Origin of the sequence: Chitinophaga sp. OAE865, assembly GCF_040546735.1 — a bacterium.
Lineage (GTDB): Bacteria > Bacteroidota > Bacteroidia > Chitinophagales > Chitinophagaceae > Chitinophaga > Chitinophaga polysaccharea_A.
The window spans coordinates 7,498,168-7,520,560 of sequence record NZ_JBEPOF010000001.1; the positions used below are offsets into that span (position 1 = coordinate 7,498,168).

A 22,393-nucleotide genomic window follows, 5' to 3' on the forward strand; every position below is an offset into this window, starting at 1 on the left:
CAGACACATAAGCAAAAAAGACACGGAGGTCCCGCTACCATAAACATACCTGCATTGCACAGGAGTCCTGATGGTAATCACGTGGTTTCCGTTCTTAAAAAATAAAATGGAATTACTCCATTGGCATTAATTGTTATTTTGACATCATACCAGTGGTAAAACGTTTTAGCTACACCACATAAAAAAAACCTGTAAACCACTCTCACTTTTCATTTTCGCTACAAGTTTGGCTGATCTGTTTGAATAATGGTTTCAAACTTAGGGATAATTATGAGAAGTGCAAAGAAGATTTAACAATTTTTTTATTTATCGTTAACTGCTCGTTAAGAAAGAGAAAATACTATTTCCTGTGCTTAAAATAACATTAGATAATCGCCCCCTGGCCGCCTTCGGCGAGCAGGAATTTGTCTGACTCAGGATTACGCTGATTATACTGATTTGTTTGATTGTTTGATTTTATAGGAGAAATAGAATGAGATGATGTGTTTGAAATAAAATACAGGTTTGGGCTAAAAAATGGAAGCGGGAAAAACAAAGTATATATTATAGTGGTAATGCACTCATTGAAAATAGCCCCGGCACGTAAAGCTGATGTTGTATCAGGAGCATCAGCTGTAAGGTTTTTTCCGCAGTAAGATTATGCGGAGCTGCTATATGGATACAGCATGCATACTCCCTGTTTCCCCCGTATTTCCGCCATATATACGCCGTATTTGCGCCGGAGTTGCCCCGTATCTACAAGATATGGCTTATATGCTGCTGATCATTATTTTAATTATCTGTTAATACTAACGGATCCCACAAATAAACAGCAATAATCCCTAAAGTAAAAGGAGATGAAAGTGAATAACACCTTCATCTCCCTATATATTTAAAATCAAAAAACAAACAAGATCAAATCAAACAAATCAGTATAATCAGCGTAATCAGTGTTCCAAGACAATCGCCGAAGGCGATCACCTCCGCGACGAGTCGCGGATGATCAGCTCAGGCTCCAGTACCACCTGTTGTTGCGGGGAAGCAGGGCTGCCGGCGCTGTGGTTCAGCTCTTTCATTAGTATATCTACAAGGCTTTTTCCAATAGCGGCGATAGGTTGCGACACGCAGGTGATCGACGGGCTGTGTAACCGGAAAAGATCGTGATCGTCGAAACCAACCAGCCCTATTTGTTTGCCTATTTCCCATCCCAGCGAGCGGATAGCCTCTATGCCGGCAATTCCCAGGTAGTTGGTAGCAAAAAAAACGGCGTCGAGGTCCTTCACTGAGGTAAGGAATTTCTTCATTTCGTTATTGAAACTTTCCCGGTCGAGATCGAACGGCAGCCGCTTCACCAGCGATTTATTAAACGGGATCTTATGATCTTTAAGCGCTGCAGTGAAGCCATCCAGCCTTTCTTTCATCTGCGTTTGATCAGATGCAATGGTAACGATGGCAATTTTCCTGTAGCCCTGTTCTGCCAGGTGTGCAGTGGCTTCATATGCGCCCTGGTAGTTGTTGAGCACTACATAGTGACTGCTCACATGCGGAAAATAACGGTCTACCAATACCAGAGGTTTGGCGGCAGATTGCAGCAGCTCAATTTCTTTATCGAGGTTCTTTGTAGGCGTTATAATATATCCATCCACCTGCCGGTACTTTAACACTTCCAGCAAGCCCCTGGCCTTTTCTGTATTGTCTTCCGTACTGCCGTAAAGCACTTTATAACCGTGCTTATCCGCCTCGTCTTCCACCACTTTGGCCAGGGTGGCAAAAAAGTTATTGGCAATATCTTCCACAATAAGGCCGATGGTTTTGGTTTTGCCGGTGCGCAATCCGCGGGCAAGCTGATTGGGTTTATATTTCAGCCGCGTTGCAATTTTCTGGATTTTCTTACTTACCTGTTCACTGATCCTTTTCTCCTTTGCTTTGCCGTTGAGTACAAACGATACCGTTGTGGGAGATACTCCGGCTTGTTTTGCAATATCTTTAATAGAGATCCCTTTCATAGAAATAATGCTACATCGATTTAGCCGGACGTAATTTACAAAATGAAGTTTGAAATTACATTGTTGTACCAATTATTCCAAGTAACTCCCGCAAAACTATTCTCTTTCGTCTTGTCTGATTTTTATCACATTAAATGGTTATTTTGAGAAGAATGATATTTTTTTAACCAATTTTTAATAATTTGGCAACATTCATAGGACAATCTCAATACTACTCGCCTGCCCGCATAGGGTTCCCCTAAACGGTAATAATGGCGATGGTAATAAAGTACAGAACAGTCACAGTAATATAGTAGCTTAAATTAATACATGAATGAAACCCATCCTTATTAAAGTGGGGGCTTTTGCCGATAATCAGATCACCATCATAGAAAGAAGTGATCCTTATTTCAATACACCCTTTCATTTCCACCCCGAATGCGAGCTGGTATATGTAACAGAAAGCCACGGGAAAAGAATTGTAGGGGATAGCATTGAAAGCTTTGAAGAGGGCGATATGGTGTTTCTTGGCCCGCATATACCGCATGTGTGGTATAATGAGGAGGAATATTATAAGGGAGATGAAAACCTGAAGGCCCGTTCAGTGGTCATCTATTTTCCCAAAGACATATTCGGGGAGAAATTTTACGGATTGCCGGAAACCAAAGCCCTCAGCGAATTATTCCACCGCGCACAAAGAGGGATGAAGATCACCGGCGCCACCCATGAGCTGCTGAAACCGGAAATCCTGGCCCTGCCGCGGAAAGAAGGGCTGGACCGTATCATATCGCTGCTCAATATCCTGAAAACACTGTCGGAAACCCGCGATTGCTACTACCTGGCCAGCACCGGCTATTCCCATGCCTATAACGTAAAAGACAACCATAAGATAGATGAAGTATTCAAGTATGTAATGAATAACTTCTCCAAAGAAATATCCCTGCAGGATGTGGCCAGCATCACCAACCTGTCGCCACAATCCTTCTGCCGCTTCTTTAAAAACCGCACCAAAAAGTCGTTTGTACAGTTCCTGAATGAAGTACGCATAGGCCACGCCTGTAAACGGTTAACCGAAGAAGACTGGTCCATCGCCGAAATAGCCTATTCCTGCGGATTCAAGAACCTGTCTAACTTCAACCGCTTTTTCAAGGAAATAGTTGGCAAAACCCCCAAGGAATATAAAAATGAACTGCGCCTGAAGGAAGCATGATAAAAAATGTAATTATTTTATCATTTGGTTATTGAGTTATTTTAAAAAGTAAGGGGCCAAATGTCCTAATATCAAAATTTTCTTCTTACATTCATTTCAGTAATTATCAACCAAAACGCTTAATTACTACTGTAATTCGATGTACAGCAGTTATTCCGACAACCAGTTAATTTCGCTGCTGAAAAGCGACGACACCGCTGCCTTTAATGCCATCTACGACCGCTACAGTAAACCATTGTATTTATTTATACACAGTAAACTGGACGCTACCGAGATCAGCAAAGATGTGCTGCAGGAGCTCTTTATTTCCCTCTGGGAAAAAAGGCATTCACTGATCCTCCGGGAATCACTGAAAGCATACCTGTACCAGGTAGCCCGCCACAAGATCATCGACATCTACCGGAAAAACGCTACCTACCGTAAATACCTGCAGCAACTCATCGAACATTTCGATGCGCAACCGCATTCCATCACGGAAACAGTAGATAACAAAGCACGGACACAGGAACTGTTCGAGGCCATCAATCACCTGCCCGACCGTATGAAAGAAATTTTCATGCTCAGCCGGTTTGAAAACCTCAGCGTGGAACAGATTTCCACCCATCTCGGCCTTTCGCAGCAAACCGTAAAGAACCAGATCACCAAAGCATTGAAGATACTAAGGACCAGCTATGCCAGGACCGACCTGACCATACTTTTGGCATTTGTCTATTTATTTGCCTGACCCGGGTAAAAAATAATTAAATGTACATGGTACCTTTTCCACGTTAATACGACTTATGAACACTTAAAACGGCAACAGGTGGACACAGAACAGATCAAAATATTGCTGGAGCGGTATAACCAGGGGAACTGCTCTCCTGAAGAAGAGGCTATTGTAGATCAATGGTTTGAAAATATCAACCGGCATAAGTCCACCTACATAGCAGATAAGGAGCTCGACCAGGAACTGGACAGCATCCGCTTACAACTGAATGAACAGATCAGCCCCGCGCCAAAAGTGCGGCCTATCTATACCCGTTACTGGTATGCTGCCGCAGCAGCGGTGCTATTACTTGCTGCAGGGCTTTTCTGGTTTAACCGGCCATCGCCCGCTACCCGGCCAGCCGCCGGCAGTTTCCAGCCCCCGGTGATAGCCCTGCAATCCAACCGGGTGATCAGGAACGGGTTCGTGGAAATCACCACTCCCAAAGGAAATAAAGAAAGCATTACCCTTGAAGACGGCAGCTCGCTGGAACTGAACGCAGGCAGCAAGGTGCGCTACCCTGAACATTTTGATGCCGGCAGTCGTACCATCTTCCTGGAGGAAGGTGAGGCCTTCTTTAATGTGGCGCCTGATCCGGCCAGGCAATTTGTGGTGAATACAGGGGAACTGGCTACCACCGCACTTGGCACGGCATTTAACATCCGGGCATATACCAGCGAACACAAAGTAACGGTAGCACTGGTAAGCGGTAAAGTGAAAGTAGACCAGCTGGATAAAAACAGCCGCTCATCTTCTTCACTCATCCTGCTGCCAAGCGAACAAATCAGCTACGACCGTATTTCACTCAGCATGGTAAAATCCGTATTCAGCAAACCCGAAGAAGTAACCGGCTGGAAACAGGGATACCTTGTATTCAGGGATGCTCCCTATAATGAAATAGTAACAGGTATAGAAAACCGCTATGGCATCACCGTTGTTAACAAAAGCAACAAAAAAGAATGGAACTATAACGGCTCTTTCAAAAATGAAAGCCTGAAAGATGTGATGGATATTATCTGCCTCGCCAAATCCCTTTCCTATACCATTAAAAACGATACCGTTTACCTGCAAAATAAAAACTAGTCCATATGAGGGTAAAGCCATGCCCCCTGATGTGGTTTGTATCCACGGGGTTGATGCTGACACTGCTGTTGGCGGGGAGCCTGAACACAACGACTAGTGCCATCACGCAAATACCCGACCCGCCCCCGGCTATAGTTGTCACCATCCAGGTGAAAGACAAAAACCTGGAAGATGTAATGACCGAAATTTCGGCGAAAACAGGCCTGAATTTTCACTACGACAAAGCAGACCTTAACCTGAAGAAAAAGATCACGTTAAACTGTACTAAAACACCCATAGATGAAGTTCTTACGCTATTATCAGTGCAGGCAGGGTTAAAATTTACCCGTATCAATAATAAAATTATAGTAGGAGCAGAAAGTGATACCGGGACCTCACCTGCTGTAAACCTGCTGAATCATGTGTCCCTGGAAAGAGATATCAGTGGAACAGTACGCGACAACAAAGGCACGCCACTCCCAGGAGTCACCATTCAGATCAAACATTCCAACAAAGGAACCCAATCCAACGCCGATGCCGGTTTTTCACTGAAAGCCAGCACCGGCGATGTGCTTGTGTTCAGCTCCGTAGGCTTCATTACCCGCGAGGTTACTGTAGGTACCGATCCGGCTATCCACGTGCGCCTGCAGGAAAATGTAAAAGCCCTCAGTGAACTGGTGGTCACTGCCCTGGGCATCCAGAAAAAAAGCCGGGAACTGCCATACGCTACACAGCAGCTGGATGGCGACGACCTTCAGCTGGTAAAAGACGCCAATGTGATCAACAGCCTGAACGGGAAAACGGCCGGCGCCACCATCACCCGCAGCGCTTCCGGTATCGGCGGTTCGGTAAGGGTAGTGCTGCGCGGCAACAAGTCAACCCGTGAAAATCAGCCGTTGTATATTGTTGACGGCGTACCCTATGCCAACTATACCCCTGCACAGCCGGCGGATGTATGGGGGCAGTCGCATAACATCATCGGCGCCGGTGGCCGCGATGGAGGAGATGGCATTTCCAACATCAACCCTGATGACATAGAAAGCATCAGTATCCTGAAAGGCGCTTCTGCAGCCGCACTTTACGGCAGTCAGGCCGCCAATGGCGTTATCCTCATCACTACTAAAAAAGGTAAGCCCGGCCGGAGCAAAATTGACGTTTCTTCTGATTATACCAGGGAAATGCCCGCATTACTTCCTCCCCTGCAATACCGGTATGCACAAACCGATACACCCGGCGTAGACAAAGTAGGCACCCCGCAACCCGGCTCCCTGGGCAGCTGGGGCCGGTCTGTTAACGCACCGGATCATGTAAGGCACTTCTATAACACCGGCTCTACCTTCACCAATACCATCGCTTTCAGCGGCGGCACGGAAACCGCGCAGAGTTATTTTTCATACGCCAATACAACCAATAAAGGAATTCTTCCCACCAACAAATTCGACCGTCATACGGTAAACCTGCGCGAAACACTGAAACTGCTGAACGATAAACTGGTGATGGACGCCAATGTATCTTTCACCGCACAAAGCACTACCAACCGGCTTTCATCGGGATTGTACTACAGTCCTATCTCCGGGCTTTATACCTTTCCCCGCGGACAGGATTTCGATTACTATAAAAACAACTTTGAATATTACGACCAGGGCCGCGATCTGTACATGCAGAACTGGTGGAATATCCGTAATGATAAAAAATGGATAGGGCAGGACGATCAGCAGAATCCCATGTGGGCACTGCACCGCGATCTGCGGCTGGATTCCAGGTACCGTGGCCTCGCTACGCTGTCGCTCACCTGGCAGCTGAATGATTGGTTGTCGCTCAAAGCACGGGGCAACTTCGACAAATCGCTGGATCAGTATGAACTGGAAGCCTATGCCGGTACACAGATCGTATTAGCCGGTTCCAACGGGCGGTACACGCTTGAGCGGGAATTTAATACGCAACTGTATGGGGACATGATGCTGAATGCCAGCCGCAAAATGAATAAGTGGCTGCACCTGGCCGGTAATATCGGGGCAAGTATTACAGATACCAAAGCGCATGAGCGCACCTTTAATGGCTCCAATCCCAATGCAGATCCGGGCCTTACCTATCCGAATAAATTTTCCGTATCCAATATACTGAGTACCTCGCTCGATGCGCAGCACAGCATAGACCAGAAACAGCTGCAGGCACTGTTCAGCAACATACAGGCAGGCATCAACAATTATCTTTTCCTGGATCTTACCGGGCGCAACGACTGGTCCAGTACATTTGCCTATACCTCCACCCTGCATAAAGGATACTTCTATTATTCCGCCGGCCTATCGGCCGTATGGAGCGAGATGTTTAAAATGCCGGCGCCCGTCGATTTCCTGCGCTCCCGCATTTCCTATGCAAAAGTAGGGAACGACATTGCTGCTTACTCCTCGAGGCCCGCAGCGTTCAGCCTGCAAACCATCGCCGGCGTTACGCGCGTAGTACTGAACCAGCGTACACTATACCCCGGGCTTAGCCTGGAGCCGGAAGACAACCGCTCTTTTGAGATAGGACTGGAAGCGCACCTGCTGAAAAACAGGATCACCGCCGATGTTACCTTCTACAAAAACAATAACTACAAACAATACATGGAAGTGCCGGCGCCACTTGGCAATAAGTATAACACCTACTATCTCAACATGGGTAACATACAAAACCAGGGTTGGGAAGCCACGCTCACCCTGATGCCTATACGTAATAAGGCCGTCTCCTGGACCAGCACCATCAACTTCGCTGCAAATAAAAACAAGATCATATCGCTTTCCAACTCAAGGATCATCGGCGCAGATACCAGCAGTATGTTTGTGCTCACCGATTTCGGCGTGAATATGTTCGGCTCTTTTATCATGGAGGGAGGATCATGGGGAGATATTTATTCCAATAAGGAACTGGTACAGAATGATAAGGGCGCCTACATCATTGATGCAGCAGGTAAGCTCCAAACGCGCAATGCATTTAAAAAAGTAGGCAACCCTAATCCTGATTTTACCATAGGATGGAATAACAGCATCGACTATAAGAACTTTAACCTGAGCTTCCTGGTAGACGGCCGTTTCGGCGGCAAGGTGATGAGCGTTACCCAGGCGGTGCTCGACTGGTACGGCGTGAGTGAAGTAAGCGCCAAAGCCCGCGATAATGGCGGCGTGGATATCAACGCCGTAAACAGCAACGGTACACCCCACAGCGGGAAAATTGATGCGCAAAGCTACTATACCACCATTGGCGGCAGGGCCGGCATCGGTGAAATGTATATGTATGATGCCACCAACATCCGCTTGCGGGAACTGAGCCTGAGCTACCGCATACCACTAAAATGGAAATGGATCCGCAATATGCGGATGGGCATTGTAGGCAGGAACCTTTTCTTTTTTGAGCTGCATGCGCCGTTTGATCCTGAAGTATCTATGGGTACCGGCAATGGCCTGCAGGGTGTAGATGTTTTTGGGTTACCGCCCGTACGCAGTATGGGTATTAACCTGAGATTAGGAATTTAAAATACTCACCAATGAAAAGCTGGAAAACAACCACATTATTCGCTGTTATGGCAATTATGCTGGCAAGTGCATGTACGAAGAAATTTGATGAGATCAACAAGAATCCTTTCGACTTTACAGAAGAGGAACTAAAAGCCGATTACCGGCTGATGGGAGAACCTTTGTCGCAGGCGCAGCTGAACCTGCTCATTTATAACGATCCCCCCACCGCCCAGCTGCAGCAAAACCTTAATGCGGATGTCTTTTCCGGCTATATGATGGCGCCTACTCCCTTTGAAGGCAATATCAACAATACCAACTACGGCCTGTTGTACTACTGGAATAATAAACCCTGGCAGGTTACCTACAGCAATGTGATGAAAACCTGCGACTTTACACAATCCAAAGCCAAAGGGCATTACGCCGATTTCTATGCATGGGCACAGATCATCAGGGTGGAAGCCATGCATCGCATCAGCGATATCTACGGGCCTGTTATTTATACAAAGTATGGCATACTGAATGAAGAAATGGGCATTGATTATGATTCACAACAGGAAGCCTACTATGCTTTTTTCAAGGACCTGGGTGAAGCGATAGACACACTCACCGGTTTTATCAGCAGCGGCTTCCCCCAACGCTTTGCCACATTCGACCTTGTATACAAAGGCGATTATACCCAGTGGGTAAAATTTGCCAACACGCTGCGTTTACGGCTGGCCATCCGTATTTCAGGGATTGATCCGAAGAAAGCAAAGGAAGAAGGAGAAGCTGCATTGAGCCATCCACTCGGGTTGCTCACCCTGCCCGCAGATAATTTTGCAGTGAATATATCGCCGGTTACACATCCGCTGAATATCATGTGCTACACCTGGGCCGATCTTAGGATGAGCGCTCCTATGGAATCAATATTAACCGGGTATAAAGATCCGCGGCTGGCTCATTATTTTGTTCCTACAGATGATGGGGTAAATATTTATCATGGCATACGCAACGGTATCAGGATTGTCGCCAAGGAAGAATACAGCGGTTTTTCGCAACTGGTGAAATTTGACAACAGGATCCTGTTCATGACGGCGGCGGAAGCCTGGTTCCTGAAAGCCGAAGCGGCGCTATACGGATGGAAAGGCGCCGGGAATGCCGCTACCAACTATGCTGCCGGTATCAGCACCTCTTTTAATCAATACGGCATTCCTAACGTCAATGCATATATGAACAATAGTGTGAATAAACCTCATCCCTATATTGATCCGCAGAACAGCGATAACAACGTGCCGGAAGGTGATCCCCACTTAAGCACCATTACCATCAAATGGGAAGAAAATGCACCATTACAACGGAAACTGGAACGCGTTATCACTCAAAAATGGATCGCCATGTTTCCCGAAGGGCAGGAAGCCTGGAGTGAATTCCGGCGCACTGGTTATCCGAAATTATTTCCTGTAGTGATCAATAACAGCGGTAATACTATCTCTACTGAAAAATTTATCCGGCGCCTGCCTATGCCACAGATAGAACTTGTTACCAATCCCAAGGCAGTTGCCCGTGCCATAGCCACCCTCAGAGGCCCTGACACCGGCGGAACCCCGCTCTGGTGGGATCTCCGTTAACATCTCCCCAAAAATTAAAAATAATTTAAAACAGGATAGTACTAAAAATAACTCCGCACGACTCCTTTCCTGAAGCGCCGCATTTGAGCGCTTCATGCTATGTAACCTGTAACAGGCAGACGTTATCAAAAACATATTTCATGTAAGGGAAACACATCACACAACACTGCTTTGCTCAACCCGGTTCAACACATTGCGATAGGCAATGAGGCTTTGCACGCCCCTATGGGCCGGTATTGCATATAACGCGGGGGAAAAACGACCGCTAAAGGATGGTGCGCGCCATGCTAACGGGCATTTCATTTTCTAAAAGCACGCAAAAAATGAACAGTTTAAATCAACAATATAAATCCCATTTATTAACCAAATAAAAAGGCAAGTATGAAAAAAAACCTACGCCTTATGAAAGTGTGCGCTATGACCGGTCTGGCCCTCACTTCCATATTAGCAGACAGTGCATATGCGAAGGCCACCGGCTATGCATGGTCGCCCGCATCTTCATTCCGTAGCACTTTCCAGGAAAAAGAAATCAGCGGCACCGTAAAGGACAGCAAAGGCAACCCGCTTCCCGGTGTTACTGTACAAATCAAAGGCGCCTCCAAAGGCACACAAACAAGTGCAGAAGGTAAATATCATATCAATGCTAAAGCCGGTGATGTGCTTGTTTTCAGCTATGTTGGCTTCGCTGTAAAAGAAAGCAGCGTTGGCAGCAACGCCACCATAAATGTTACATTGGAAGACAATGTAAAAGGACTGAATGAACTGGTAGTTACCGCGCTCGGTATACAACGTAAAGCAAAAGACCTCACCTACTCTACCCAACAGGTAAAAGGAGAAGATCTTACCAATGTAAAAGAAACAAACGTTATCAATAGCTTATCCGGCAGAGTGTCCGGTTTACAGATCAACCGCAGCGCTTCCGGTGTGGGCGGTTCCGCCAGGGTGATATTACGCGGGCAAAAATCCATCCGTGAAAACCAGCCCCTGTATGTAGTAGATGGAGTACCTATTGCCAACTTCACCAGCGCACAACCCGGCGACCTGTGGGGACAGGCATCCGGCGCATCTTCCGGCGGCCGTGACGGAGGCGATATTCTAAGCACCATCAACCCGGATGATATTGAAAGCATCAACGTACTGAAAGGCGCCTCCGCATCTGCATTGTATGGCAGCCAGGCCGGTAACGGGGTTATTATCATTACCACGAAAAAAGGAAAGATAGGTCAGGCTAAAGTGAACTTCTCCTCCAACTTCACGATCGACAGGCCCGCTTATTTCCCCGAATCACAAAACTCCTATCTTCAAACAGGCGCAGGTACGATCGACAGCTGGGGCAAAGCAGGCAGCAGCCGGGAAATTGTGAAAGATTTCTTCCGGACAGGCACTACCTGGATCAATTCCGTAAATATAGCCGGCGGTACAGAAAAAGCGCAAACCTACTTCTCTTATTCCAACACCACGAATAAGGGCATCATGCCTACCACAAAGTATGGCCAGCACACGCTCAATTTCAGGGAAACAGGTACTTTCCTGAACGACAAACTGACTGCCGACGCAAATGTGCAGATGACCACACAAAATGCGCATAACCGCCCTACTTCCGGTTTGTATTATAACCCGCTTACCGGCTTATACATTTTCCCCAGGGGACTGGATTTTGAAAGTTACAAGAACAACTATGAGTACTTCTCCACCATGCGTAACGTGAACATGCAGAACTGGTGGAATATCAACTATGATAAAGGCCAGGCGGGGGAAGACTTCCAGCAGAATCCATACTGGATATTGAACAGGAACGTTACAGAAAACAGGAAAGATAATCTCATTGCTTCACTGAGCCTGCGGTATGCTATCAACGACTGGTTAAATGTACAGGTGCGTGGTAACGCCAACAAAGCATGGGATAAGTATGAACTGAAAGCAAACGCAGGTACACAAACAACCATCGCTGATGCCAATGGCCGTTATACATACGATTACCTTACCAGTACGCAATACTATGGCGACCTGCTGGTATCCGGTAACAGGAAATTATCTGATAAACTGGGATTCAATTTTACTGCCGGTACCAGTATCAATGATCTGAAACAGGACCGCACCTTTATAGACTCCAAAGACGGCGATCTTGCATTTGCGAATGTATTCCACATCGGTAACCTGAAACTGAGCCCTGCGGCGAAATTAACGCCCACCGGCGCCAGGAGGCAGATCCAGTCTGTGTTTGCAACCGCTGGCATAAACCTGAGCGAAAAAGTATTCCTGGACCTGACCGCCCGTAACGACTGGTCGTCCACCCTGGCTTATACTCCTTCCATGAAGAAAGGATACCTTTATTACTCCGCCGGTTTAAATACCATTCTCAGCGATGTATTCAAGATGCCTTCTTCCATCACCTATTCAAAGATCCGCGCTTCCTATGCGAAAGTGGGTAATGATGTAGACCAGTTTGTAACAAGACCAACCAACCAGGTGATTTCAGGAACGCTGATATCCAATATTGCCGGACCTTTTGGCGGTATTGCGCTGAAACCAGAGATCACTACTTCCGTTGAAGTTGGTACCGAGTGGAGGTTCTTCGACAATCGCCTCAACCTGGATGTTACCTGGTACAACTCCCACACCAAAAACCAGTACTTCGATTTCCCTGTATCCGTAGGCTACCTGTATCCCAATGCTTACCTGAATGCAGGCGATGTACAGAATACCGGTATTGAAGCCACACTGGGTTACCAGGTGATCAAACAAAAGAACGTAGGCTGGAACACCGGCTTCAACTTTACCCGTAACCGGAACAAACTGATCAAACTGGCGCCACAGCTGAACGGGGATTATACCATCACGCCAAAAGGAGACAACGTTAATACATATGCGTTAGTGCTTCATGAAGGCAGCGCTTATGGCGATATCTACGGAAAGAAAGCCTTACGCAATGAAAGCGGTGCGCTGGTAATAGATGATGAAACCGGCAAGCCCAAAGCAAAAGACGGCAAACTGGAATACCTGGGCAACCCTACGCCGGACTTCCTGCTGGGATGGAACAACTCCATCAACTGGAAAAAATTCAACGTGAACATCCTTGTGGATGGCCGCTTTGGCGGTAAGGTAATGAGTATTACCCAGGCGATGATGGACCAGTACGGCGTATCAAAAGCAACTGCAGACGCACGTAATAACGGCGGCGTGGATGTTCCCGCTGTTTATGCCAGCGGCAAGGCCTACACCGGAAAAATACCGGCAGACCTGTACTACCAGGGCATTGGCGGCCGTGCAGGCATCACTGAATTCTATATGTATGATGCTACCAACATCCGCTTAAGGGAATTATCCATCAGCTATAGTTTTGCATTGAAACCAGGATTCTTCAAAGATATGAAGCTTGGACTGGTAGGACGTAACCTGTTCTTCATCACTAAAAAAGCGCCTTACGATCCCGAACTGAGCATGAGCACCGGCAATGGTGTACAAGGTGTGGATGTATTTGGTTTACCATCTACCCGCAGCTTTGGACTAAACCTGAAATGTGCATTTTAACCTGATTAAGAACAACAAAAACAAGAGCTATGAATTATAAAATATTCAAAATAGCGGGTCTGGCTATGGCAGCCACGCTATGCTTCAGCAGCTGTACCAAGAACTTTGAAGACATCAATAAAAACCCGTACGGTTCCACCGATGATGAGCTGGCAGCCGATTTCGCACTGGTTCCTGCCCTGCTGCAACAGGCGCAACGCAGTATATACCTGTATCAGCCGGCTCCCACTTTCCAGCTGCAGCAAAACCTGCTGAGTGATATTTACAGTGGTTATATGATGTCGCCCACACCTTTTGGCGGCAACATCAACAACATCACCTACAGCTTCGTGGATGGCTGGATCAACACCACTTTCAGTACCGGCTATACGAATGTAATGAACCCCTGCTTCAAAGTGGCCGGGTTCACAAAAGGCAAAGTACCGGACAGCTATGCCATGTCGCTCATCATTAAGGTAGAAGCCATGCACCGCACCTCCGATATCTTCGGCCCTATCATCTACAGCAAATACAATACACCGAATGCAGATGGTTCTATCGATTACGACAGCCAGAAGGATGTGTATTACACTTTCTTTGAAGAGCTGAAAACAGCGATCGATATCCTTACGCCGCTGGCTGATAAGCCTTCTACAGCGTTGTTCACAAAATCAGATCTTGTATACGGCGGCAACTACAAACAATGGTTACAATTTGCCAACACACTGCGTTTGAGGCTTGCCTTACGCATTGTAAACGTAGATGCAGCCAAAGCCAAACTGGAAGGGGAAGCCGCCCTGGCCAATGCAGGCGGATTACTGCAAACCTATAAAGATAACTTCACTGTGGATATTGGTACCACCACGCATCCACTGAACACCATCTGCGGTTCCTGGGGCGATATCCTGATGGGGGCGCCAATGGGCACTTACCTTGGCGGTTACAATGATCCCCGACTTCCTTTATACTTTAAGAAGGCAGTAGATCCTGTTGTAAAAGATAAATACATCGGTATCCGCAATGGCATCAACATTGATGGCAAAGCGCGCTATGCCGATTATTCCAAGCTGGCAGACCTGCCTGGCAAATTGCAACTGGTAACAGCTGCTGAAGCCTGGTTCCTGAAAGCAGAAGCGGCTATCCGCGGATGGGCCGGTGCAGGTAACGCCCAAACCAATTATGAAACCGGTATACAAACATCCTTTAGTCAATATTCACTGGGCAGCGCCGGCACTTATTATAACAATGCCACTTCCCTGCCTGCTGAATACATTGATCCCAAAGCAATGACAGCCGGCCAGAATGATATTAAAAAAGGTTCGCAGTACCTGAGCACCATCACCATCAAATGGGATGAAGGCGCCAACTTCGACAGGAAACTGGAACGTATCATTACCCAGAAATGGATCGCTAATTTCCCTGAAGGACAGGAGGCATGGAGTGAATTCCGCCGCACCGGTTATCCGAAACTGTTCCCGGTTGTTGTGAACAACAGTGGTGGAAAAGTAAGCACTACTGATTTTGTTCGCAGGGCCCCATTCCCGAGTAATGAATACTCTACCAACGGGGCAGGTGTTACCAAAGCGGTTGCCACGCTGAGCGAGCCCAAAGATGTGGGCGGTACACACCTGTGGTGGGATCCTAAAAAATAAAAACAGACATTCTTATTTTGAATCGCGTGCATAAAAAAGGCCGGTCCTGTTGAGGACCGGCATTCTTTGCGGATTTTGTCTGACTCAGGGTTTAGATGATTACGCTGATTACATTGATTTATTTTTAGTTTTTTTTATAGATCAGGGAGATAAAAGCGTATTCCGCTGCTATCTCCCTATTTGTTCTTATCAATTTTAAAAGATCTGCTTTCTTTAAAAAAATCTGTGTAATCAGCGCAATCATCTAAATCCTGAGTCAGACAACATACGCTCTTTTACTTTTGAAAAAACTGGTGGAAGAAGAGCAGCTGGTACTTTACTGCATTTGCCCAGTAGTTCCAGTTATGCTCCCCGGGACGCTCTATATAATCATGATCGATACCTGTCAGCAATAATTTTTTATGCAGATCCCGGTTTACATCGATAAAAAAGTCTTTCACTCCGCAATCAATGATCAGTGATAAAGCGCCGGACTTCAGGCTGTCTACCTGCTTAATTACCGTATAGTCGTACCAGTTAGCACCATCCTTTCCGGGATCACCGAGACGTTTTTTAATATCCCAGTTCTTCGGGAAGGGCCGGAAATCCACGCCGCCGCTCATGCTGCCGGCAGCGCCAAACGTGTCCTGGTGGCGGATGGCAAGGAACAGCGCACCGTGGCCGCCCATGCTCAGGCCGGCGATGGCGCGGTGAGCGGGCTCTGGCAGGGTTTGATAGTGCTGATCTATATATTGCGGAATTTCCTTTGACACATAGGTTTCAAAACGCATGGAGCTATCTACCGGGCTGTCAAAATACCAGCTGGTTACTGCGCCATCGGGGCATACGATCATGCACTGGTAGGCATCCGCCAGTTCCTTGATAACCGGCACATTGGTTACCCAGTTGGCGAAATTGCCACCGGCGCCGTGCAGCAGGTATACTACCGGGTATCGCTGTGTACCGTTTTTATAGGTGGCGGGCGTAATGACCACACATTTGTAGGCGCGCTTCATTTTTGCGCTGAGAATAGATACGGTATCCACATCCGCTGCCCTGGCCGTTTGCGCCAGGCATATTAATAATAAAAAACGGGCTATTGCTTTCATTACTCTGGCTTTTTAGAGAATCTTAAAAAATAAGGCGGCTATCATACTAGGATGATAGCCGCCACAAAATATAAAATAGCTTGTTTATTTTATACTGGCTTTCTTCATTGGGTTATCGCCGCTGGAAGCGCCCCGTACGCCCCCGGTTGATTTAAACAGTTCAAACCTGGAAGCCGCAGCCTCCCGTGGCCAGCTGTTATTGCTTTCGTCTATATCGGCTGTTTCACGCAGTGGGTCCAGCTTCACGGCTACCACCTGTTTATCTTTCGCAAACACTTTTGTTACTTCATTTTCATTCTTGCGCCAGATATAGGCAGAAATACGGTCGGTTTCCTTTGTGCCATCTGCAAAGGTCCATTCAATAATAAGGGGCATTACCAGTCCGCCTTTATTGGAAAATGTAAGCTGGTAGAAATTCTTCTTACTATCGTACAGCGCTTTTTCTTCTTTACTTAAGCCATTGTAAAACTGGTTGTAGGCCGCTTTATCTTCCTGGCTTACCGCGAAGCGGTTCCATTTGCTGTAGAAATCCTGCAGGCTGGTATCCTGGTCTACCGCGAATTTCACGCCGGCGGCTTTATTGCGCTGCCTGGCTATATGGTCCATATTTTTATCATAGGTAGCCTGTTCGTTCCTGGCAGCTTCTTCCGGGTTCTTCCCATCCATACGATACCATTTTACGCTGTCGATAGAGATATCTACCGGTTCAATCCCAAAGAACCATCCGCGCCAGAACCAGTCCAGATCTACAGCAGAGGCGTCTTCCATGGTACGGAAGAAATCAGCTGGTGTGGGGTGTTTGAATGCCCAGCGGCGGGCGTATTCACGGAAAGCAAAATCAAACAGGTCGCGCCCCATGATGGTTTCTCTCAGAATATTCAATCCTGTTGCCGGCTTTGCATAAGCATTCGGCCCAAACTGCACAATATTCTCTGAGTTGGTCATGATAGGTTCCAGCTGATCTTTCGGCATCTTCATATAATCCACGATCTTATGGGCAGGGCCACGACCGGAAGGGAAGTTGCTGTCCCATTCCTGTTCCGCCATAAACTGGCAGAAAGTATTGAGCCCTTCATCCATCCAGGTCCATTGTCTTTCATCGGAGTTTACGATCATAGGGAAGAAGTTGTGTCCCACTTCATGGGTGATCACTCCTATCATACCGTTCTTTGTTGCTTCGCTGTAGGTACCGTCCTTATCGGCGCGGCCGTAGTTAAAGCAGATCATGGGATATTCCATTCCGTTGGCGGCTTCCACGGAAATGGCTACCGGGTAAGGATATGGAATAGTATGTTTGGAATAGGACTTAAGTGTATGCGCCACTACTTTCGAGGAATACCGGCGATACAGCGGGTAGGCTTCCGGGCCGTAGTACGACATGGCCATTACCTTATTGCCTTCCACGTTGGCGGCCATCGCATCCCATACAATGCGGCGGGACGATACCCAGGCGAAATCGCGTACGTTCTGTGCTTCGTATACCCAGGTATTTGTTTTACCGGAGTGGCCCTGCATGGCTTTTTTCACTTCATCGAGATTTACCACTTCCACCGGTTCGCTGCTGTTTTGCGCCTGTTGCCAGCGCTGGTACTGCGCCGGTGTGAGCACTTCCTTGTAGTTCTGGCATTCGCCGGTAGCGCCAACGATATGATCAGCGGGAACGGTCATGCGCACACGAAAATTACCGAATGTAAGGGCAAATTCCCCTCTGCCGGTAAACTGTTTATTCTGCCAGCCCTGAAAGTCGGAATATACTGCCAGTCGCGGGTACCACTGTGAAATAGTGTACAGGTAATTTTTATCTTCCGGGAAATATTCATAACCACCGCGGCCGCCGATAGTCATACGGTCGGAGATATTATACCACCACGATACCCTGAACCGGAACTTTTCACCTGGCATCAATGGTTTTGGCAGATCTATGCGGAGCATGGTCTGGTTAACCGTATAAGGCAACGCTTTACCGTCGGCGTCTGTCAGCTTTACAATCTTTACGCCCAGGTCTTTCACCGGAGGAAGGATCCTGTTCAGTGTAGCCATCGTCATTTTATCAGACATGCGGCTTTCATCGAATTGCTGGTTGTCGCTTTTAGGGTCATGCTCATTCTCATCCAGCTGCAGCCACAGGTAGCTAAGCGGATCGGGCGAATTATTAAAGTAGGTAATGGTTTCTGCGCCGGTAAGTTTCTGCTGTTCATCGTCCAGCTGCGCTTCTATATCATAATCGGCCCGTTGCTGCCAGTATTTTGGCCCGGGAGCGCCGGACGCGGACCGGTAGATATTAGGTGTTTGTAACATGGTGCCCAGCTGCTCAAAACGGTTGCCATGATTTGATCCGGGATTGCTCTGCGCCTTCAGCAGCAATGCGCTGCAGCACAAAACCCCGGCGAGGTAAAGTTGTTTTCTCATAAACAGTATTATATAAAGAGTGCTCTTACGCCTTGAATAACCATCAGAAATGCCGCGCCAAAAGTAGCAGAAGAAAGGAACACATTCCAATCCCGGCGTTTTAAGCTGCCAAATTTCACGATCGTTGTAGAAATGAGCAGAATGCACATTACAATGATGATCTGCCCGAATTCCAGTCCTAAATTGAATCCCAGGAGTGGTTTAACAATATTTGCCTGGTTTCCCAGCAAACTTTTCAGGTAATTGGAAAACCCCAGTCCATGGATCAATCCGAAAAATAACGCATAGAAATAATTCAGTTGCAGTTTTTGCGGCTCATCGTCTTTCCGGATAATATTGGAAATGGCGGTGATACAAATGGTAACGGGTATCAGGAATTCAATCAGCGCCGCAGGTATACGGATAATGTGTAACACACTTAAAGCCAGTGTAATAGAATGGCCCACTGTAAATGCAGTCACCAATACCAGTACTTTTCTCCAGTCGCGCAGCAGGTAAATGGCGCTCAACGCTATTACAAAAAGAATATGGTCATACGCCTCCCAGTTTATAATATGTTGCCACCCCAGCTGAAAATACAACTCATCCATTGTCCCCTTTTCTATAATTTTGGTAATTATAAAGCGTAAAAGTTAATTTTTTAAAAAATATTAGTCCAGTGGGTTTATTATTATGTAAATGGTGGATGGCATTGTGGCTTACAGCCATGCATCCCTTTTATGCAAGCGTGACGGAGATTTCACATGATGCCGGTAAAAAAGAACTGCAGGTAAGCTGCCGTATTTTTACAGATGACCTGGAGAACACGCTTAAAGCGCAATACAAGGCCGCACTGGATCTTACCCATCCTGCCAACAGGAAACAGGCGGAGGGATATGTGGCCGCCTATCTTTCACAGCATCTTGTGATTACCCTCGACGGTAAAAATATTCCCCTGCATTTTATTGGTTACAAGATAGAGGAAGATGCGGTATGGAGCTTCCTGGAAGCGGAAAATATACCAGCGCCCAAAAAGGTACAGGTGAAAAATAACCTGTTATATGAACGGCATCCTTCGCAAACGAATATGGTACATGTGCTGGTGGGTGGTGAGCGGAAAAGCACCAAACTGGATAACCCGGAAGATGTGGTGGTGATGGGGTTTTAGAATCAATATAACATTATAATAATCAATTTGATATACAAATCTTAAGATATTAATTTATATTGAAAAAAACCGTAGTTTTTCATTGCAAAAGAATGGTTCTTAATCAGAATTCATTAAATTGCAGTAATGAAACCAACAATAACAGTCATATCACGGGAAAATAAAAAAGCGCTGGAAGCTTTAAAGAAGCTCCATGCCGCTAAATCCTCGCTACGTGAATATATTGCTAAAGGTGGCTCAATTAAAGACTATAATCCTAAGAAAAAGAAGCTTGATTAAGCCTTACGAATTTAGCTCTAATCCTTCCCCAGTAGAAATTAATGTTGACTACCAATTTGAAACATGTAACGGACATGTGTATAAGGTGACTTTTATAGAGGCCACCAGAATTATAGATATATTGGATAACCTGCCGGTAGTTTCAAATGCAGTTTATGTGATCGTTGATCCCATCTACATTCAGGGGAATTTGATTTTAGACATCAGAATCGGATCAACTGTGATCGATATCATAAAAAATTATCTTTGGGAAACGGATCGTTTTTCCATACTGGTATTCAATTGTGATATTTCTGATGGAAGGCAGAAGAACAGGCATCATAAATTTGACCGGTGGTTCCGGAATTATGCGGTTGATCTGAACTTTGAAAAGATAGATGAAGAGATATTAGAACCAGATGAAACAAATGGTGGCTACACTGCAACTTTTATCTCTATCTTATATGCAGCTGATCATCCACGAAAAACTATCATATTGCAGGAGCTTTCTCTTCTCCGCTCCACAATAGGTGCTGATAAGCTCAGATAACCGTTAGGGTTTTAACTCCTGTTATCCACAAACTTCACCGGTTTACGGCTATTTTCCGGGAACTGCATCCGCATAATATCCTGCTGCCCGGTATACCTTACCTGTGGTATTACGCGCAGCTTCGCCTGCAGGTAGGATTTTATTTTACGGTCCATCTCCTCTGATTCCTCGCGTGGCCACAGGTGGAGCAGTATTTCATCAGTGCCCAGCTCATTGGAGTATACTTCTACCACAAATTCCTTCACATCTTCCATATCATTGAGCAAATCAAACAGGGCCGGTGGATACAGCGTAGTGCCTTTATATTTGATCATCTGTTTTTTACGTCCTATTACGGGAGATAACCGGAGCGTATGCCTGCCGCATGAACAGGCTTCATAATGATACTGGCAAATGTCACCTGTTTTGTAACGCAGCAGGGGCATGCCTTCCACGCCAAGTGTAGTGATGGTCACTTCCCCTTCCTCACCGGGAGCTACCGGCTGGTTATTTTCATCCAGCAACTCCACGTACAATAGTTCGGGATGATGATGACCTCCCTGCCCTGCCCTGCATTCGGTAAAGGCAGTCTGCATTTCAGTGGATGCATAAGTGGAATACAGCTTGATATTCCATTGCTCTGTGATCTTCTTACCCAGTACATTGAGTGAAAAATCTGTGTTACGGATATTTTCCCCGATACATACTGCTTTCTTTACGGAGGTCTGGTTAATATCTATGTGATGCTCTTTTGCGTAAGCAATGAGCTTTACTATAAAGGAAGGCACCCCTACAATGGTGGTAGGCTGAATGCGCTGTATATTTTCCCATTGCATACTGGGCACACCGGGACCAACCCGCAGCACGCCGGCACCCAGTTTGCGGATACCGTTATAATAAGCCATACCTGCCATGAACTGGCGGTCGAGTGTGAGCATCAGCTGGTAAATGTCGCTGTCGGTACCATCGGCGCAACAGAAAGAAATATATTCATTGTAGCTTAAGCGCTGCAGGTCTTTTTCCGTTAAAGCAATGATCACGGGGCGTCCTAATGTACCGGAGGTAGTGGTGTACTCGGCTATCTTGCTTTTATCCACACAAAGGAATTCCCAGTTATGTTCCTGCAAATCCTCTTTGGTAACGGGAGGGATCTGTGAAAATGCTTCCAGCGATTGAACCTGGTCCGCAACAATGTCATGCTTTTTAAACCATGCTTTATAGAACGGTGAAAACTCACGCAGGTATCCCAGCAGGCGCAGTACTTCTTTCTCCTGGTAAGCCCTGATAGCTGCTTTAGACTGTAGTTCTATATCCGGTATATACATCTTCTGTAAATTTATCCTTCTAAAATCACCGTGGCAACGGCAGCGCTTTTTTCATGTGATAAGGATACCCATATTTTCCTTATGCCTGCCTGTTCATACCTGGCAACCCCATTCCCTATTAAAAATAACTCCGGTTTCCCGGCGGCATCGTTACGTATTTCTATTTCGTCGAAGTTTATGCCTCCGTTGCCCCAGCCTGTGCCCAAAGCCTTTAGCAGGGCCTCCTTTGCCGCGAAACGGGCCGCATAGCTTTCTGCCGGTACCGCCTGGTTCTCGCAATAACTGATTTCAAAAGGAGTGAATACCAGGTTCCGGAATCCATCTCCCTTCGCCAGCTTTGCCGCTATACGTGGCACTTCTACGATATCTGTCCCGATGCCAATGATCATAACA

Annotated in this window: 16 protein-coding genes; 10 read left to right on the plus strand and 6 right to left on the minus strand. The window is 46.6% G+C overall.

Going from position 1 to position 22,393, the window contains the following annotated elements; translation table 11 throughout:
- Positions 1–956: 956 nt before the first annotated feature.
- Positions 957–1,985 (minus strand): LacI family DNA-binding transcriptional regulator, encoded by a 1,029-nt coding sequence (locus tag ABIE50_RS29845; protein ID WP_209862459.1) that lies wholly within the window; start codon positions 1,983–1,985, stop codon positions 957–959.
- A 313-nt stretch (positions 1,986–2,298) separates the two neighbouring features.
- On the opposite strand from ABIE50_RS29845, the gene ABIE50_RS29850 reads away from it, so the two are divergent.
- The 7 genes from ABIE50_RS29850 to ABIE50_RS29880 all read left to right on the plus strand — a co-directional run bounded on the left by ABIE50_RS29850 (position 2,299) and on the right by ABIE50_RS29880 (position 15,244).
- On the plus strand, positions 2,299–3,174 hold the full coding sequence (locus ABIE50_RS29850; RefSeq protein ID WP_142686214.1) for an AraC family transcriptional regulator: 876 nt from the start codon (positions 2,299–2,301) through the stop codon (positions 3,172–3,174).
- 139 nt (positions 3,175–3,313) lie between these two features.
- The gene (locus ABIE50_RS29855; RefSeq protein ID WP_142686213.1) at positions 3,314–3,898 is read left to right on the plus strand and encodes an RNA polymerase sigma factor; all 585 of its coding nucleotides are present in this window, start codon (positions 3,314–3,316) and stop codon (positions 3,896–3,898) included.
- A 78-nt stretch (positions 3,899–3,976) separates the two neighbouring features.
- The gene (locus ABIE50_RS29860; RefSeq protein ID WP_209862462.1) at positions 3,977–5,002 is read left to right on the plus strand and encodes a FecR family protein; all 1,026 of its coding nucleotides are present in this window, start codon (positions 3,977–3,979) and stop codon (positions 5,000–5,002) included.
- A 5-nt stretch (positions 5,003–5,007) separates the two neighbouring features.
- On the plus strand, positions 5,008–8,493 hold the full coding sequence (locus ABIE50_RS29865; protein ID WP_209862465.1) for a SusC/RagA family TonB-linked outer membrane protein: 3,486 nt from the start codon (positions 5,008–5,010) through the stop codon (positions 8,491–8,493).
- An 11-nt stretch (positions 8,494–8,504) separates the two neighbouring features.
- Complete coding sequence (locus ABIE50_RS29870) at positions 8,505–10,082, plus strand: SusD/RagB family nutrient-binding outer membrane lipoprotein (protein WP_209862467.1); 1,578 nt, start codon at positions 8,505–8,507, stop codon at positions 10,080–10,082.
- Positions 10,083–10,463: 381 nt separating this feature from the next.
- Positions 10,464–13,613, plus strand: coding sequence for a SusC/RagA family TonB-linked outer membrane protein (locus tag ABIE50_RS29875; protein ID WP_209862472.1), 3,150 nt, complete (start codon positions 10,464–10,466; stop codon positions 13,611–13,613).
- Between the two features lie 29 nt (positions 13,614–13,642).
- Positions 13,643–15,244, plus strand: a complete 1,602-nt coding sequence (locus ABIE50_RS29880) for a SusD/RagB family nutrient-binding outer membrane lipoprotein (RefSeq protein WP_354028238.1) — start codon at positions 13,643–13,645, stop codon at positions 15,242–15,244.
- A 275-nt stretch (positions 15,245–15,519) separates the two neighbouring features.
- Here the strand turns inward: ABIE50_RS29880 and ABIE50_RS29885 are convergent, their stop codons facing one another.
- From ABIE50_RS29885 to ABIE50_RS29895, 3 genes are all read right to left on the minus strand, one after another.
- Positions 15,520–16,332, minus strand: a complete 813-nt coding sequence (locus ABIE50_RS29885) for an alpha/beta hydrolase (protein ID WP_209862474.1) — start codon at positions 16,330–16,332, stop codon at positions 15,520–15,522.
- Between the two features lie 84 nt (positions 16,333–16,416).
- The gene (locus tag ABIE50_RS29890) at positions 16,417–18,741 is read right to left on the minus strand and encodes a M1 family metallopeptidase (RefSeq protein WP_209862477.1); all 2,325 of its coding nucleotides are present in this window, start codon (positions 18,739–18,741) and stop codon (positions 16,417–16,419) included.
- A gap of 8 nt (positions 18,742–18,749) precedes the next feature.
- Entirely contained in the window at positions 18,750–19,331 is a 582-nt protein-coding gene (locus ABIE50_RS29895; protein WP_354028239.1) for a HupE/UreJ family protein, read from the minus strand.
- A gap of 68 nt (positions 19,332–19,399) precedes the next feature.
- Between ABIE50_RS29895 and ABIE50_RS29900 the strand changes: the two genes are divergently transcribed.
- From ABIE50_RS29900 to ABIE50_RS29910, 3 genes are all read left to right on the plus strand, one after another.
- Positions 19,400–19,888 carry a DUF6702 family protein gene (locus ABIE50_RS29900; protein ID WP_209862480.1) on the plus strand — a complete coding sequence of 163 codons (489 nt, stop codon included), beginning with the start codon at positions 19,400–19,402 and terminating at the stop codon, positions 19,886–19,888.
- Between the two features lie 126 nt (positions 19,889–20,014).
- Positions 20,015–20,167, plus strand: a complete 153-nt coding sequence (locus tag ABIE50_RS29905) for a hypothetical protein (RefSeq protein WP_209862484.1) — start codon at positions 20,015–20,017, stop codon at positions 20,165–20,167.
- Positions 20,160–20,696: a DUF6169 family protein gene (locus tag ABIE50_RS29910; protein WP_209862487.1), complete on the plus strand. Its 537-nt coding sequence runs from the start codon at positions 20,160–20,162 to the stop codon at positions 20,694–20,696. Before ABIE50_RS29905 ends, ABIE50_RS29910 begins: the two co-directional genes overlap by 8 nt.
- 11 nt (positions 20,697–20,707) lie before the next feature.
- Here the strand turns inward: ABIE50_RS29910 and flxY are convergent, their stop codons facing one another.
- Together flxY and acpS are read right to left on the minus strand one after the other, a co-directional pair.
- Positions 20,708–22,000, minus strand: a complete 1,293-nt coding sequence (gene flxY, locus ABIE50_RS29915; protein WP_142686205.1) for a flexirubin biosynthesis putative acyl-CoA ligase FlxY — start codon at positions 21,998–22,000, stop codon at positions 20,708–20,710.
- Between the two features lie 11 nt (positions 22,001–22,011).
- On the minus strand, positions 22,012–22,389 hold the full coding sequence (gene acpS, locus ABIE50_RS29920; protein WP_209862490.1) for a holo-ACP synthase: 378 nt from the start codon (positions 22,387–22,389) through the stop codon (positions 22,012–22,014).
- Between the last annotated feature and the right edge of the window lie 4 nt (positions 22,390–22,393).